Annotated in this window: 11 protein-coding genes; 7 read left to right on the top strand and 4 right to left on the bottom strand. The window is 71.3% G+C overall.

Annotated features, from left to right (window positions below):
* The first annotated feature begins 288 nt into the window (after window positions 1-288).
* Window positions 289-561 carry a hypothetical protein gene (locus tag MJ607_RS18340; RefSeq protein WP_243077076.1) on the top strand — a complete coding sequence of 91 codons (273 nt, stop codon included), beginning with the start codon at window positions 289-291 and terminating at the stop codon, window positions 559-561.
* Here the strand turns inward: MJ607_RS18340 and MJ607_RS18345 are convergent.
* From MJ607_RS18345 to MJ607_RS18355, 3 genes are all read right to left on the bottom strand, one after another.
* Window positions 489-1,721: an acyl-CoA dehydrogenase family protein gene (locus tag MJ607_RS18345; RefSeq protein ID WP_243077077.1), complete on the bottom strand. Its 1,233-nt coding sequence runs from the start codon at window positions 1,719-1,721 to the stop codon at window positions 489-491. The genes MJ607_RS18340 and MJ607_RS18345 overlap by 73 nt on opposite strands.
* 93 nt (window positions 1,722-1,814) lie before the next feature.
* The gene (locus MJ607_RS18350) at window positions 1,815-4,523 is read right to left on the bottom strand and encodes a cation-transporting P-type ATPase (protein ID WP_243077078.1); all 2,709 of its coding nucleotides are present in this window, start codon (window positions 4,521-4,523) and stop codon (window positions 1,815-1,817) included.
* Window positions 4,524-4,622: 99 nt separating this feature from the next.
* Window positions 4,623-5,294 carry a TetR/AcrR family transcriptional regulator gene (locus MJ607_RS18355; RefSeq protein WP_243077079.1) on the bottom strand — a complete coding sequence of 224 codons (672 nt, stop codon included), beginning with the start codon at window positions 5,292-5,294 and terminating at the stop codon, window positions 4,623-4,625.
* 59 nt (window positions 5,295-5,353) lie between these two features.
* Between MJ607_RS18355 and MJ607_RS18360 the strand changes: the two genes are divergently transcribed.
* The 4 genes from MJ607_RS18360 (at window position 5,354) to sucD (ending at window position 11,203) form a co-directional block, all read left to right on the top strand.
* Window positions 5,354-7,162 (top strand): PQQ-binding-like beta-propeller repeat protein, encoded by a 1,809-nt coding sequence (locus MJ607_RS18360; protein ID WP_243077080.1) that lies wholly within the window; start codon window positions 5,354-5,356, stop codon window positions 7,160-7,162.
* Window positions 7,159-8,988 carry a hypothetical protein gene (locus tag MJ607_RS18365; protein ID WP_243077081.1) on the top strand — a complete coding sequence of 610 codons (1,830 nt, stop codon included), beginning with the start codon at window positions 7,159-7,161 and terminating at the stop codon, window positions 8,986-8,988. Before MJ607_RS18360 ends, MJ607_RS18365 begins: the two co-directional genes overlap by 4 nt.
* Window positions 8,989-9,125: 137 nt before the next feature.
* Complete coding sequence (gene sucC, locus MJ607_RS18370) at window positions 9,126-10,289, top strand: ADP-forming succinate--CoA ligase subunit beta (RefSeq protein ID WP_243077082.1); 1,164 nt, start codon at window positions 9,126-9,128, stop codon at window positions 10,287-10,289.
* Window positions 10,290-10,300: 11 nt separating this feature from the next.
* The gene (gene sucD / locus MJ607_RS18375; RefSeq protein WP_243077083.1) at window positions 10,301-11,203 is read left to right on the top strand and encodes a succinate--CoA ligase subunit alpha; all 903 of its coding nucleotides are present in this window, start codon (window positions 10,301-10,303) and stop codon (window positions 11,201-11,203) included.
* 115 nt (window positions 11,204-11,318) lie between these two features.
* Here the strand turns inward: sucD and MJ607_RS18380 are convergent, their stop codons facing one another.
* Window positions 11,319-12,791: an NCS2 family permease gene (locus MJ607_RS18380; RefSeq protein WP_243077084.1), complete on the bottom strand. Its 1,473-nt coding sequence runs from the start codon at window positions 12,789-12,791 to the stop codon at window positions 11,319-11,321.
* A 71-nt stretch (window positions 12,792-12,862) separates the two neighbouring features.
* On the opposite strand from MJ607_RS18380, the gene MJ607_RS18385 reads away from it, so the two are divergent.
* Window positions 12,863-13,303: a nitroreductase family deazaflavin-dependent oxidoreductase gene (locus MJ607_RS18385; protein ID WP_243077085.1), complete on the top strand. Its 441-nt coding sequence runs from the start codon at window positions 12,863-12,865 to the stop codon at window positions 13,301-13,303.
* A 116-nt stretch (window positions 13,304-13,419) separates the two neighbouring features.
* Window positions 13,420-15,342 (top strand): DUF6350 family protein, encoded by a 1,923-nt coding sequence (locus MJ607_RS18390; protein ID WP_243077086.1) that lies wholly within the window; start codon window positions 13,420-13,422, stop codon window positions 15,340-15,342.
* The last annotated feature ends 29 nt before the right edge of the window (window positions 15,343-15,371 follow it).

Here is a 15,371-nt window from a genome sequence, read left to right on the forward strand (position 1 = left end):
TTCAAGGAAGCGAGCAGGATCGATACTGGGTACGACGGTCATCGTCGTGGTTCCTTTCGAGAGAGATGTAGGAGTTTCCTCGAAGGATCACGCGGTGACCGTCGCCATTCACAGCGACACGCTCACCGAGCTACCGATACACCACTCTGACGGACGCAACCGAGCACCTGCCGCCTCCGCAGGCCTCACCCGGCGCGAATTCACCCCACGGGCGATGGCCCCGGTGATTCGGGGTGAGCACCTGCCGCCTCCGCAGGCCTCACCCGGCACGAGCTCACCCCACGCGCCTTGGCCCCGGCGCTTCGGGGTGAACACCTGCCGCCTCCGCACGCCTCACCCGGCACCAGCTCACCCCACGCGGACCAGACGGATGCCGCGCGCCAGACGGATGCCGCGCGCCAGACGGATGCCGCGCGTCAGACGGATGCCGCGCACCAGACGGATGCCGCGCACCAGACGGATGCCGCGCGCCAGACGGATGCCGCGCGTCAGACGAAGGCGCTCATCCCCGTGATGTCGCGGCCGATCAGAAGGGCCTGGATCGACTCCGTGCCCTCGTAGGTGTGGATCGCCTCGATGTCGGCCATGTGCTGCATGACGCGGTTCTCGAGCAGGATGCCGTTGCCGCCCAGGAGGTCGCGGGCCGTGGCGGCGATCCTCCGCGCGGCGCGCGTGTTGTGGTACTTCGCGAGCGACGCCTGCGTGGGGCGCAGGCCGCCGGACAGCTCGAGGTCGGCGAGGTGGCGGCAGTACAGCTGCATGCCCGTGAGCTCCTCGAGCATCTGCGCGAGGCGCTCCTGCACCATCTGGAACTTCGCGAGCGGCTTGCCGAACTGCGTCCGCTGCTGTGCGTACGTCAGGGCCGCCTCGTAGCAGGCTGTCGCGTGCCCGAGTGCCGACCACGCGACGCCCGAGCGGGTCGAGTAGAGCACGGTCGAGGCATCCTTGAACGACGTCGCGCCCGGAAGCACGGCGTCGGCGGCCACGCGCACGTCGTCGAGGACGATGTGGGCCTGATGGATGCCGCGCAGCGACGCCTTGCCGGTGATGACCGTGCCTGTGTAGCCGGCGCGCTCCTGCTCCACGAGGAAGCAGCGCACGCGCTCGTGGTCGGGCGAGCCGGGGGAGTCCACGCGCGCCCAGACGAACGTGACGCCGCCCGAGGCGCCGTTGCCGATCCACTTCTTCGCACCGTTCAGGACCCACTTCAGGCCGTCGCGCCGCGCGGTCGTCTCGAGCGACACGGAGTCCGAGCCGTGGTCGGGCTCCGTCAGGGCGAAGGCAGCCGGCACCTCGAGGCGCGCGATGGGCTGCAGCCAGCGCTCCTGCTGCTCGGGGCTGCCGAAGAGGGCGAGCGTGCGCAGGGCGAGCCCGCCCTGCACCGCGATGACGGTGCCGAGCGAGCCGTCGCCGCGCGAGATCTCCATGTTGACGAGGCCCGCTGCGAGAGGGGAGAAGTGCGTGAGGGACGGATGCTCGATCCCGTCGTTCAGCAGGTCGAGCTCGCCCAGCCGCTGCGCGAGGTCGAGCGGGTACTCCGCGCGATCCCAGGCGTCCAGCATCCGGTCGCCGACCTCGTCGACGAACGACTGCGCGGTTTCCCAGACGGCACGGTCTGCCTCGGGGATGTCGGCGAACACGGCGTAGTAGTCGGTGCCGAGGCGACGGGTGACGTCGTAGCCCTCGGTGTTCTCGCCCGGGCGCGCGCGGAAGTCGGTCATGCCTCGATTCTAATGGGACTGAATGTCACATGCGGTAGGACTCAGTCTCACCGAGCAGACAGGGTGCCGGCGCCCGGCACCCTCGTCGCGCTCTCAGGCGGCGAGCGCCCGCTTGGCGATGCGGCGTCGGCGGATGAGCTTCTCGACCTCCACGAAGAGCGGCACGACGAGTGCGAGGCCGATGGCGATGAGCCACTGCTGACCGGTGAGCGACGTCGTGAGGATGAGGTTCTGCATGAACGGGATCTCCACGGCGGCGACGGTCAGGGCGAGCGGGATCGAGAGCCACTTGACGGCCGAGAGGATCGGCGCCGACAGGCCGTTCTCGGGGTCGCGACGCATCGCGAGGCCGCCGAGGATCGCACCGAACGCGGCCACGACGAAGGTCATCGTCACGGGGAAGTTCGGTTCGGTGGGGCTGAGGTCCTCGGGGTAGAGCAGCAGCGGGATGAGGGTCATGAGGAACAGCAGGCCGCCGTAGACGAACCACAGGATGACGGCTCCGCCGTTGGCGATGGTCTTCTTCGGGTCGCGCGGGGGCTTCTGCATGATGCCGTCCGGCACGGGATCCTGCAGGATCACGATCACCGGGAAGATCGACACGAAGAAGTTCAGGAACAGGATCATGATCGGCTGCAGGGGCACGCCGCTGTTGATGTCGAACAGGCTCGCGACGAGGAAGAGCAGCACGAGCGAGAAGAGCTGCGACATCTGGTAGCGGACGTAGCTGACGATCTTGTCGTAGATCGCGCGGCCGAGGCGCACCGCGGTGACGAGAGTGCCGAAGTTGTCGTCGACGAGGATCATCTTGCCCGCCTGCTTCGTCACCTCACTGCCCGAACCCATCGCGACGCCGATGTCGGCCTGCTTGAGCGCGGCGGCGTCGTTGACGGCGTCCCCGGTCATCGCGACGACATCGCCGGTCTCCTGCATGAGGCGCGCGAGGCGCAGCTTGTCTTCCGGCGTGACGCGTCCGAAGACGTGCAGCTCGGGGAGCTTCGCCTTGAGCTCGTCGTCGCTCATGGCCTGGATCTCGGCGCCGCTCGCGGCACCCGTCCCGAGGCCGAGCTTGGCGCCGATCGCCGCCGCCGTGATGGCGTGATCGCCCGTGATCATGCGCACCTCGATGCCCGCCTCGCGCGCGATGCGCACGGCTTCCTTCGAGGAGGGGCGCAGCGGGTCGATGATGCCGACGAGTCCCGCGAGGGTCAGGTCCTTCACCTCGGCCATCGGGTCGGCGGGGATCGCCGTGCCGGGCTCGAAGCGGCGGAACGCGAAGGCGAGCACGCGCAGGCCCTGCTCCGAGAGGCTGCGGTTGGCGTCGAGGACGGCCTGGCGCTGCGTCTCGATCGGCACCGGACCGTCGGCGGTGAGCACCGTCGCGCAGCGCTCGAGGACGACATCCGGTCCGCCCTTGACGAGTTCGATGAGCTGGACGGCGCCGTCCCGCGGGACCTCGTGGAAGGTCGCCATGAACTTGTACTCGGAGTCGAAGGGCACCTCGGCCGCACGCGGGAACTTGGCCCGCGTGAGCTCGGCATCGGCGCCCATCTTGGCGGCGAGCACGACCAGCGCGGCCTCGGTCGGGTCGCCGATGACGACGCCGTCGTCCGACACCGTCGCGTCGCTGCACAGCGTCAGCCCGAGTGCGAGAGTCGTGAAGTCGGGGTTCGGCGTGCCGGCGACGCGGCGGATCTCGCCCGACTTCTCGTAGCCGCTGCCGGCGACCGAGAACCACTCGCCCGCGAGGTAGAGCGACTCGACCGTCATCTCGTTCATCGTGAGCGTGCCGGTCTTGTCGGAGTTGATGGCGCTCGTCGCGCCGAGCGTCTCGACGTCGGTGAGGTTCTTGACGACCGCGTTGTGCTCGGCGAGCTGCCGCGAGCCGAACGACAGCATCGCCTGCACGAAGGAGGGCATGCCGGTCGGGATGGCCGAGATCGCCATCGAGATGCCGAGCAGGATCACCGAGGTGATCTCCTGGCCGCGCACGAGGCCCGTGATGACGATGATCGCGACGGCTCCCCACGCGATCCAGCCGAGCACGCCCGTGAGCGAGTCGAGCTCGCGCTGCAGCGGCGACTTGGCGGGCTTGACCGCCGAGAGCATCGACGCGATCTGACCCATCTGGGTCTGCAGGCCCGTGTCGGTCACGACGACGGTCGCGGTCCCGCGGGTCACCTGCGTGTTCTGGAACACCATGTTGGCGCGGTCGCCGAGGGTCGTCTCGGGGTCGGCGAGCGTCTCGGCATCCTTCGGGATCGGCGCGCTCTCGCCCGTGAGTGCCGCTTCCTGCGTCTCGAGGGTCGCCGAGCGCAGGATGCGACCGTCGGCCGGGACGATCTCGCCCGCCTCCAACACGACGATGTCGCCGGGGACGAGCGTCGCGGCCTCGACCTGCACGAGCGCGCCGTCGCGGATGACTCGCGCCTGCGGGATCTGCATCTTGGAGAGTGCGTCGACGGACGCCTTGGCCTTGAGCTCCTGGCGGGCGCCCATGACGACGTTGAGGATCACGAGCACGCCGACGAGGATGCCGACGCTCACCTGGCCGATGAAGAGGCTGATGACCGCGACGGCGATGAGCATGACGTTCATCGGGTCGATGACCTGCGACCAGGCGACCTGCCAGATCGAGGGCGAGGGCTCGGCGGGGATCGAGTTGGGCCCGTGCGCGGCGAGGCGCTTGCTCGCCTCGGCCTGCGTCAGTCCGCGTTCCCGGTCGGTGTCGAGGGAGGAGGTGACGGCGGCGGCGTCCTGGGCGAACCAGGGGGCTGCGGGCGAGGCGTCCACGGTGCTCATGGCTCGAACCTACTCTGCGCTCCGAGCGCCCGGGCGGGAATCAGCCACGGTGGGTGAGGCGCCGCCCGGCGCGCGCGGTGAGGCGTTCGAAGGACGCGCTCAGGCGAGGTGCTCGCCGAGCCGCCGCGCGATCTCGGCCTTCGGCATGCGGCGCGGGAAGACTGCGACGACGAGGTCGTCGGGAGCGGCATCCGTCCCCTCGGGGGCCACCCCGAACCGGCGCATCGCCTCGTCGAGCGCGCGGCGCAGCTCGGCCACGGGCACACGCTTGGTGCTGCGCAGAAGCTGGCGCAGGACATGGTTGTGGATCGCCGTCACGACCGCGGCGAAGCCGACGGCGTCGATCGGGTCGATACCGGGGAGCGACTCGCGCAGGTACTCGTCGAAGAGCCGCTCGTACCGGAACACCGTGACGATCTCGCGCTCGCGCAGGGCCGGCACGCCGCGCACGATCGCATAGCGACGTCGCGCGAGCTCGGGGTCCGCCGTGAACTGGCGGAAGACGCGGATGGATGCTTCGCACACGGCCGCCCACGGGTTCTCGTGCGGCTGGGCGAGGTAGGCCCGCAGCCCCTCGAGGATGAGCTCGTGGTCGGCGAAGACGACGTCGTCCTTGCCGCCGAACTGGCGGAAGAAGGTCGAGCGCGAGATGCCCGCGGCCTGCGCGATCTGCTCGACGGATGTCGCCTCGAACCCCTGCTCGGCGAACAGGTCCAGCGCGGCGGCGACCACCGCGTGTTGCGCAGTCGGAATGGAGGCGGTGTCGCTCATGTGCAGAGCCTAATGCGCGCCTGCGTTCGCGCACGGGGAGGCGGCCCTATCCTGACGGCATGCCGGGGGCGGGGCAGGTCTCGCGGCGGCGTCGTCGGCGCATCGTCCCGGCCGCCGTCCTCTGCGGAGTGGTCGCGGTCGGCACGCTCGCCCTCGTCGCGGCGACGGATGTGCGCGCGTCGACGGCAGGGGGTGCGGCGGCGGCCTTCACCCCCCGTGATGGCACGGCCGGGTGGTCGCAGATGCCCGGGGGAGTCGCGCAGCATGAGCATCGGCGCGCGCCGGGCCTTTCCGCGCTGTTCGCGCTGCCCGAGACCGCGTACGAGATCGCCGTCGGCGGCTATCCCGCCGATGCCGTGTCCGTCCCGCACTGGGGGGTGTATTCGGGGCCCGAGGCGGGGCGCGCCGGCGGCATTCCGCGAGAGCTGTTCAGCGTCGGCGGAGACGGGATCCGCCAGATCGCCGCCATCGGCTTCCCCACCGATTCCGTCTTCGTGCCGGGACTGCTCGTGCTGCCCGCCGACGTCGAGCGCGGAGCGGAGTGGTCGAGCGAGGGCGACAGCGTCTGGGCCGGACTGGGCGCCGACGGCATGCCGTTCTCGGCCCTGTACGCGTACTCCGCCGACTCCACCGCGCGCGAACCCGAAGACCCCGCGCTCGCCCCATACGCCGAGGACGGATGCCTCGAGACGGCGTCCACCCTGACACTCACCCCTGACGAGGGCGACGACCTCATCTACCGTCAGACGTCCCTGTGGTGCCCCGGCGAGGGGGTCGTCGCGAGCACGGGAGCCGTCGACGGGTTCGAGCCCGTCACGATCTCGCACGCAGAAGAGCCCCACGTGGCCATCCAGCTCGGCGGACGGGTGCCGTCGTGGCAGCATCCGGAGCACTGGGATGCCGCCCCCGTCGCGGCGCGTCTGGCCGACTCCGTGTGGGGTGACACGGCCTTCACGACGACGCCCGCCCTGAACCCGGTGATGGTCGGATCGCGTCTGGCGGTGGCCGATGCGAACTCGGCCGACCTGAACCTGTTCGAAGAGGACGCGCAGGGCCTGTTCGTCGCTCGGATGCTGGGGCCCGGCGGCGACGTCACAGCGATGGGGTCGCAGGGCGAGGTGCTCATCGTGGCGACATCACGGCGCGACCTCATCGCCTACACGGCGCGCGGCGATCGCGTCTGGACGCGCTCGACGCCGGACCTCGTCGTCACCGCCCCGCTCGCCGGCGGCGCGAACTGCTTCGTGGTCGCCGGGCTCGACGGCAGCGTGCGCCTCGTGGACGCGGCCACGGGGGAGGACCGCTGGGTGGCCGACGTGTCCGCGGACGGGCTCGAGACGCTCGCGGTGTCGGGGTCCCTCGCGGTGGCCGGCGACAGGGTCGGCAGCCTCGCGGCCGTCGACCTGACGGACGGCTCCGTCGTCTGGACCGGAGCCGACGACTGGAAGGCCGACGCCCTCGCCGCCGATGCCGAGTCGATCTTCGTCGCCCGCGACGACGGCATCGAGCGCCTCGATCCCGTCACCGGCGCGACCCTGTGGAAGACCGGGGTGGGCACGGGCCTGGACGACCTCGCGATCGTGGGCGACCTCGTCGTCGCGCAGACCTGGGAGGACCTCGTGGCGATGAGCGCGGAGGACGGCGGGATCCGCTGGCGGGCGCCGCGGGCGACCGCGATGACGAGCGACGGCACCTCGCTCGTCGCCGCCGGCGGGTCGAGCATCCGTCTGATCGGCTCGGACGGCACGGATGCCGCGACCTGGCCCGTCCCGGCCGAATCGCTCGGCTCGTACCGCTACCTCACCGCCGCGACCAACGCCGTGTGGATGCTCGACGGCAAGGCCGGGATCGTGAAGGTGGGGCGGTGACCGCCGCAGGGCGCGTGCGCGCCGTCGTGCGGCCGGTCGTCGGAGTCGTGCGCGACTTCATCGGACACGTCGTCGTCGGTCCCGTACGCGAGGGGCGCCTGCGCATCGAGCGCTGGCCGAGGGGCCTCGGCCCCGTGATCGCCATCGCGCTCGCGGGATACGTGCTCGCCGCCGTCGCGGTCGTCGCCGCGGGCGCGATCCGCGAAGCGAGTGAACTGACCGCCTCGGCGGGCACGTATGCGCTGTCGCTCCCGGCGTGGACGGTCGGCCCGATCCTCGCGCTCGTCGTGCTCGCCCTCTCGCTCGCACAGACGGCCGCCGTCCGGGTTCCGCTGTGGCTCGGCATCATCGTCACGGCGCTCTCGACTCTCGTGATCGTGTCGACCGGTGTGACCGACACGTCGCTGGACAGCGCGGTCACCCCAGGTCGCGTCGCCGCGGTCGTGGCCGTCGCGGGACTCTGGGTGCTGTTCGTCGTGCGCCGGCGCCGCCGGTACGCGTGGGGCGAGTTCGCGGCCGTCTTCGTCCTCATCACGATCGGGATCGGCGTGCCCGCGTGGAACATGACGCGCGCGGCGGCGGCCTTCGGGATCGAGGCGGGGCCCGTGACCCTCGCCTCGCTCATGCAGAATCTCGCACCCCTCGCCTATCCCGCCGCCCTCGCCGCGGGCGCCGCGGTGGCGCAGCTCTCGTGCGCGATGGCGACGCAGTCGGCGGCCTCGGTGCGCCGGCACCTGCCGGTCGCCGTGGGCGCGGCGCTGCTGGGCGCCCTCGTGCTGTGGCGGCTGTGGGCGATGGTCGCCGGCTTCGCCTCGGGCGAGGCGACGGAGGCCGTGCCCTTCCTGACGGCGACCCTCCTGGTGGTCGCCGTCGCGGGCTCCTGGGCCCTCGTCGCGCGCCTGCGCGGATCGTCCGCGCCTCCGGAGACGGCCGCGCTCGAATCGCGGTTCGGCGAGATCTCGCAGGGGATCGCGGCACTGCTGGTCGTCGGCATCCTCCCCACGACGGTCCTGTACATGCTGACGTCGATCCTGTTCACGGTCACGTTCGACGACGGGATCGCGGCGCCCCCCACCGCGCTCGCCGACGCCATCGGCGGTCGGACGGTCACGTGGGGGCTGCGCCTCGCGATCGGCCTCGCACTGCTCGTGGTCGCCGCCCGCGCCGCGCGCCAGGGGCGGACAACCACGCCGGAGCTGTACGCGTCGATGGGCGTCGTCGTCGTCGCGATGTCAGCGCTCGCGCTCGCGGGACTCGAACGCCTGATGTGGGTGGGCTTCGCCCTCACCGTCGTCATCACCGTTGCCGCCCTCGCGCTTCTGACCGCCTGGATCGTGCGCAGACGCCTCACTCCGGCGCGGGGCGCCGCGATCGGCGTGGCCCTGCTCATCGCGGCCCTGTTCGACCAGCGCACGTTCGTCGAGGATCCGCTGAAGTGGGCCTTCGGGTTCGCCGGGTCGGCCTTCCTGCTCTTCGGATTCGTGTGGGCGCTGCTCACCGGCGGCGGCCGGGCGAATGGGACGTCTCGTCGCTACCCGCGGTCGAGCCGAGTCCTCCTCTTCATCGCCAACGCGCTCTTCGGTGTCACGGTGCTCGCCTTCGGGGCCCTCGCCCGCGATCCCGACGCGGGGGTCGATCTCAACGCCCCCCTCCTGCTCGGGGACGAGATGCTCGGCACCGGCTTGCTCACGGCGGCGCTCCTCGCCTCGCTCGCGGGGGCCGTCGCGCCGAGGCGCACGCCTGCCAGGCCGCCCGCCGAGACCGCGCAGGGAGCGGATGCCGGCGCCGCGGCATCTGCGTCGATCCGGCATCCTGATCGGAACTGATCCGGCGGGTTGTCCGGTATGTGCGGGAACGGGCCGCCCGGCGCGCGGTAGTACGCTAGGGGATTGGCCGGTCTCTTGACATCAAGAGATCTTCCGGGCCATCTTTCCCACATTCGCCCCCAGCGAAGGACTGCACTGTGGATCTGTTCGAGTATCAGGCACGCGATCTGTTCGAGAAGTACGAGGTGCCGGTGCTTGCCGGCATCGTCGCAGACACGCCGGAGGAGGTGCGTGCAGCGGCCGAGAAGATCGGCGGAGTCGTCGTGGTCAAGGCCCAGGTCAAGGCCGGCGGTCGCGGCAAGGCCGGCGGCGTGAAGGTCGCGAAAACACCCGAAGAGGCCTATGAGCTGTCGAAGGCCATCTTCGGCCTCGACATCAAGGGCCACATCGTCAAGCGCGTGATGGTCGCCCAGGGCGCCCGCATCGACAAGGAGTACTACTTCTCGGTGCTGCTCGACCGCGCGAACCGCTCCTACCTGTCGCTCGCGAGCGTCGAGGGCGGCATGGAGATCGAAGAGCTCGCCGTGGAGCGCCCGGAGGCGCTCGCCCGCGTCGAGGTCGACCCGCTCACGGGCATCGACGAGGCCAAGGCCCTCGAGATCGCGAAGGCCGCGAACTTCGACGACGAACTCGCCCCCAAGGTCGCTGCCGTCTTCGTCAAGCTCTTCCAGGTCTACAAGGGCGAGGACGCGACGCTCGTCGAGGTCAACCCGCTCATCCTGTCCGAGGACGGCGAGATCATCGCCCTCGACGGCAAGGTCTCGCTCGACGAGAACGCCGAGTTCCGTCACGCCGGGCACGCGCTCCTCGAGGACAAGGACGCCGCCGACCCGCTCGAGGCGAAGGCCAAGGAGAACGACCTCAACTACGTCAAGCTCGACGGCCAGGTCGGCATCATCGGCAACGGCGCGGGCCTCGTGATGTCGACGCTCGACGTCGTCGCCTACGCGGGTGAGAACCACGGCGGCGTCAAGCCCGCCAACTTCCTCGACATCGGCGGCGGCGCCTCGGCCGAGGTCATGGCCGCGGGCCTTGACGTCATCCTCGGCGACCCGCAGGTCAAGAGCGTCTTCGTCAACGTCTTCGGCGGCATCACAGCGTGCGACGCCGTCGCCAAGGGCATCGTGGGCGCGCTCGCCGAGCTCGGCTCCACCGCGACCAAGCCGCTCGTCGTGCGCCTCGACGGCAACAAGGTCGAAGAGGGGCGCGCGATCCTCCGCGACGCGAACCACCCCCTCGTCACCCTTGCCGAGACCATGGACGAAGGCGCCGACAAGGCCGCCGAGCTCGCGAACGCATAAGGACCCAGAACATGTCGATCTTCCTCAACAAGGACTCCAAGGTCATCGTCCAGGGCATCACGGGCGGTGAGGGCACGAAGCACACAGCCCTCATGCTCAAGGCCGGGACGCAGGTCGTCGGCGGCGTCAACGCCCGCAAGGCCGGCACGACCGTGCTGCACCACGACGCCGACGGCAACGCCGTCGAGCTGCCCGTCTTCGCGACCGTCGCCGAGGCCATGGCCTCGACCGGCGCCGACGTGTCGATCGCGTTCGTGCCGCCCGCCTTCACGAAGAGCGCGATGGTCGAGGCCATCGACGCCGAGATCCCGCTGCTCGTCGTGATCACCGAGGGCGTGCCCGTCGGCGACACGGCCGAGGCATGGGCCTACGCGCAGTCGAAGGGGAACACGACCCGCATCATCGGGCCGAACTGCCCCGGCATCATCACGCCCGGCGAGTCGCTCGTCGGCATCACGCCCGCCAACATCACCGGCAAGGGACCGATCGGCCTCGTGTCGAAGTCGGGCACGCTGACCTACCAGATGATGTACGAGCTGCGCGAGATCGGCTTCTCGACGGCCATCGGCATCGGCGGCGACCCCATCATCGGCACGACGCACATCGACGCCCTCGCGGCGTTCGAGGCCGACCCCGAGACCAAGGCGATCGTCATGATCGGCGAGATCGGCGGCGACGCCGAAGAGCGCGCGGCCGACTTCATCAAGGCCAACGTCACGAAGCCCGTCGTGGGCTACGTCGCGGGCTTCACTGCTCCCGAGGGCAAGACGATGGGCCACGCGGGCGCCATCGTCTCGGGCTCGGCGGGCACGGCGCAGGCGAAGAAGGAGGCCCTCGAGGCCGCCGGTGTCAAGGTCGGCAAGACGCCGTCCGAGACCGCCGCTCTCATGCGCGAGATCATCGCTTCGCTGTAAGCACCGACAGAAGAGGGGGACGGATGCTCGGGCCCACGCGCCCGGAGGCTCCGCGCAGCGCGCAGCGATGCGTGGAGTGGGCGTGGGGAGCATCCGTCCCCCTCTTGTTCGCGTGTCAGGCGCCGAGCGCGGCCTCGATCGGCCCGCGTGCGAAATAGATGACGAAGCCTGCCGCGACGACCCACAGGAGCGGGCTGATCTGCTTCGCCTTGCCCGTGAGCGACCGGATCACGACCCACGAGATGAACCCGGCGCCGATGCCGTTCGCGATCGAGTAGGTGAACGGCATGACCGTCACCGTGAGGAAGACGGGAATGAGCACCGACAGGTCGCCGAGGTCGACGTGGCGGATCTGCGACATCATGAGCGCGCCGACGATCACGAGAGCGGCGGCAGCGACCTCGGAGGGCACGACGGACGTGAGCGGCGTCAGGAACATCGCGAGCAGGAACAGCGCGCCCGTCATGATGTTCGCGAGCCCCGTGCGCGCGCCTTCGCCGATGCCCGATGCGGACTCGATGAACACGGTGTTCGACGAGGACGACGTGAAGCCGCCCGCGACGGCGCCCACGCCCTCGACGATGAGTGCGGATCGCAGTCGCGGGAAGTCGCCCTTCTCATCGGCGAGCTCCGCCTCGCGCGAGAGGCCCGTCATGGTGCCCATCGCGTCGAAGAAGTTCGTGAAGACGAGGGTGAAGACGAGCATCGTTGCGGCGAGGCCGCCGATGCGTCCGAAGGCGCCGAAGAGGTCGACCTGACCGACGAGGCTCAGGTCGGGGACGCTGAACCAACTCGCGGGCAGGGCGGGGACCGAGAGCGACCACCCGCCCGGGTTCACCACCGCGCCGTCTGCGCCGGACTTCGGCCCGATGTGCCAGACGGCCTCGATGACGACCGCGAGGACGGTGCCCGAGACGAGGCCGATCAGCAGCGCGCCCTTGACGCGCAGCGCCATCAGGACGGCGCACAGCAGCAGCGTGATGACGAACACGAGCGTCGGGATCGTCGCGATCGAGCCCTCGATGCCGAGGCCCACGGGCGGTGACGCGACGCCCGTCGACGTCACGAATCCCGCGTCGACGAAGCCGATGAAGGCGATGAAGAGGCCGATGCCGACCGTGATCGCGGTCTTGAGCTGCACCGGGACGGCGTCGAAGATGAGCCGCCGCAGGCCCGTCGCGGCGAGCAGCACGATGATGAAGCCGTTGATCATGACGAGGCCCATCGCCTCGGGCCACGTGACCTGCCCCACGACGCTCACGGCGAGGAACGAGTTGATGCCGAGACCCGCCGCGAACGCGAACGGCAGCCGGGAGACGAGGCCGAAGAGGATCGTCATGACGCCCGCCGTCAGCGCCGTGACGGCGGCGACCTGCTGGAATCCGAGGCTGTCGCCCGCGACATCCGTCCCGCTCGACAGGATGATCGGATTGAGGATGACGATGTAGGCCATCGTCACGAACGTGACGAGGCCGCCGCGCACTTCGGCGGCGGGCGTCGATCCGCGGCGCGTGATCTCGAAGAAGCGGTCGAGCGCTCCTCGCTCCTGCGGGGTGACCTGGGATTCGGTCGATGGTGCTGTGCTCACGGGGGAACCTCCGCAGAAGACGCTAGTCGCACAACGGGCCTCGTCGTCGCGGGCGCGGTTAGTGTGGGGCCATGCCGCTCACGGGAGAATACGCACCGTCCACGTCCGACCACGCCCGCAAGCAGGCGGAGGCCTTCGAGGCGAGCGAGGGGGAGCGCGCGAACCTTCTGCGCGGCCGGCCCATCATCGTGCTGACGACGGTCGGGGCGAGCACGGGCGCGCTCCGCAAGACGGCTCTCATGCGCGTCGAGCATGGCGGCCGCTACGCCGTCGTGGCGTCGAAGGGCGGAGCACCCGACGAGCCGAAGTGGGCCGGCAACATGCGCCGGCAGCCGCACGTCGAGCTGCAGGACGGCGCCGACAAGCGCGACTACACGGCGCGCGAGCTCGCGGGCGACGAGCGCGACGAATGGTGGGCGCGCTCGCTCGAGACGTGGCCCGACTACGCGAACTACCAGACCAAGACGGACCGCCTCATCGCGGTCTTCCTCCTGGAGCCCCACGAGGCATAGCCCGCGGGGGCCGCGCCATCCGGAGCCGGGTGCTCCGCGCGCTGAGCCGGGGATCCGCTGGACACAGGCGTGGTCGTCCGGCACGCCCGGAGGCGCTGGGTAGGGTCGAAAGTCGCATGCATCGCCTCATCGTCGCCCTCCTCTCCGCCTTCGACGCCGCCATCGCGGTCGCCGCGGGGGTCGCGGCGGTGCTCGCTCCGTTCACGGTCCTGTGGGTCGTCGCCCTCGGCGACACCGCCGACTGGGGCGCCCTGTGGCCCGCGAGCGCCGCGGTGTGGCAGCTGGGGCACCTCGTCCCGCTCGCCCTCTCGCTGCCCGGCGACTACCTCGCCGCCGCCGGGGTCTCTGAGGACGCGGCATCCTTCGCCCTCTCGCTCGCCCCGCTCGCCTTCGCGACCTTCACGGCGATCTTCGCGGCGCGATCGGGCGCCCGCGCGTCCCGCGCCGATGCGTGGCTCACGGGCGTCCTGACGGGCACCGTCGTGATCGCCGCGCTCTCGGCGCTCATCGCCGTGAGCGCGCAGAACTCCGTCGCGACCGCCGCCGTGTGGCAGGCCGTGCTCTTCCCGACGCTCCTGTTCGCCGTGCCCGCGCTCGCGGGAGCCGTCGCGACGGAATGGCGGGAGGCGGGGTACGGCGCACTCGCGCGGCTGCGCGACCGCGTCGAGGCGTGGCCCGGATGGTGGGGCGCCGTCCCGGGCGTCTCGGTGCGCGCCTCCGCCGCAGCGGTCGCGGGACTCGTCGGCGCGGGCGCACTCTCGCTGGCCGCCGCGATCGTCCTGCGCGCGGGGGACATCGTCGCGCTCTATCAGGCGGGCAACTTCGACGCGCTCGGGGTCGTCGTCATGACGCTCGCCCAGTTCGCGTACCTCCCGACGCTCGTCGTCTGGGGCCTGTCGTTCGTCGCGGGACCCGGCTTCGCGGTGGGCACGGACACCGCCGTCTCGCCCTCGGGCACGCAGGTGGGAGTGCTGCCCGGGATCCCCGCGTTCGGGCTCGTGCCCGAGTCGTCGAGTCCGTGGCTCCTGCTCGTCGTCCTCCTGCCGATCGGGGTCGGGGCGCTCGCGGGGTGGATCGCCCGCTCGCACCTGCTCGCGGCGGCGGGCATCGCGCCTCGCGCGCGGGCGCGCAAGCCGGCGCGGGCGCGCAAGGTGGAGGCGCTGTCCGACCCGGCATCCTCGACCCCCGTTGCACCCGAACCGGACGACCTCGACCCGACCGACGAAGCCCGCCGCGCGGCGCTCGAGGAGCTCCTGGCCCGTCCTCGCGCGACGAGCGCATCGGCGGCCGCGGCAGACACGACGGCGAGGGAGACGGATGCCGCACCCGCCGTCGCCGCAGAGACCCCCGACACGCCTTCCGCCGCGCCGACGTTCGCGTGGGCGCCTGCCCCGCTCGCCGAGCCGCTCCTGCCCCGGCTCGTCGTCGCGGTCGCGATCGCTCTGCTCAGCGCGGGGTCGGCGGCGCTGCTCGCGGTGTTCGCGTCGGGCTCGATCGGTCCGGGGCGCCTCGCGGAGTTCGGCCCCGAGCCCGGGCCCGTCGCACTCGCGGTCGGGCTCCAAGTGCTCGTCGGCGCGTCGATCCTGCTGCTGTCGTCGCGGTCGGCGGCGGACCGAGAAGCGCAGGGGGATGCGACAGCGCCCGACGCTGCGGCAGCGCCCCCCGTGCCCGATGCGGCTCCCGCCTCGCCCGCCGAATCGGAGCCGCCCGCGTGGGCCACCGCGCTCGCGGCGGTTCCGGCATCCCTCGTGGACCGCACCAAGGACCCTCTGCCGCAGCCGGACCGCCCGCAGGGGTCGCCGGCGTTCCCGGGGCCGTCGGTCGCGCCCGGACCTGCTCCGAGCGCGAAGCCGCCGGCCGCGGCCCCGAGTTCGGCGCCCGGGGCCCCGAGCGAGCCGGCCCCGAGCCCGAAGGTCCCGACCACGCCCGCCCCGACCCCGCCTGCTCAGACCCCGCCTGTTTCGAGCCCGAAGGCCCCGGCTCCCGGCCCTGAGCCGGTCGATCCCGACGCCGACACGGCTCCTATCGACCTGCCGTGAAGCGGCGCGGCGCGGGCGGCGAGCGCGCG

Source organism: Microbacterium sp. SS28 (assembly GCF_022761035.1).
GTDB lineage: Bacteria > Actinomycetota > Actinomycetes > Actinomycetales > Microbacteriaceae > Microbacterium.

Excerpts from the sequence above, each read along its gene's own strand:
- MJ607_RS18345 (WP_243077077.1), bottom strand. The coding sequence starts at position 1,721 with ATGACCGACTTCCGCGCGCGCCCGGGCGAGAACACCGAGGGCTACGAC.
- MJ607_RS18350 (WP_243077078.1), bottom strand. The coding sequence starts at position 4,523 with ATGAGCACCGTGGACGCCTCGCCCGCAGCCCCCTGGTTCGCCCAGGAC.
- MJ607_RS18355 (WP_243077079.1), bottom strand. The coding sequence starts at position 5,294 with ATGAGCGACACCGCCTCCATTCCGACTGCGCAACACGCGGTGGTCGCC.
- MJ607_RS18360 (WP_243077080.1), top strand. The coding sequence starts at position 5,354 with ATGCCGGGGGCGGGGCAGGTCTCGCGGCGGCGTCGTCGGCGCATCGTC.
- sucD (WP_243077083.1), top strand. The coding sequence starts at position 10,301 with ATGTCGATCTTCCTCAACAAGGACTCCAAGGTCATCGTCCAGGGCATC.
- MJ607_RS18385 (WP_243077085.1), top strand. The coding sequence starts at position 12,863 with ATGCCGCTCACGGGAGAATACGCACCGTCCACGTCCGACCACGCCCGC.
- MJ607_RS18390 (WP_243077086.1), top strand. The coding sequence starts at position 13,420 with ATGCATCGCCTCATCGTCGCCCTCCTCTCCGCCTTCGACGCCGCCATC.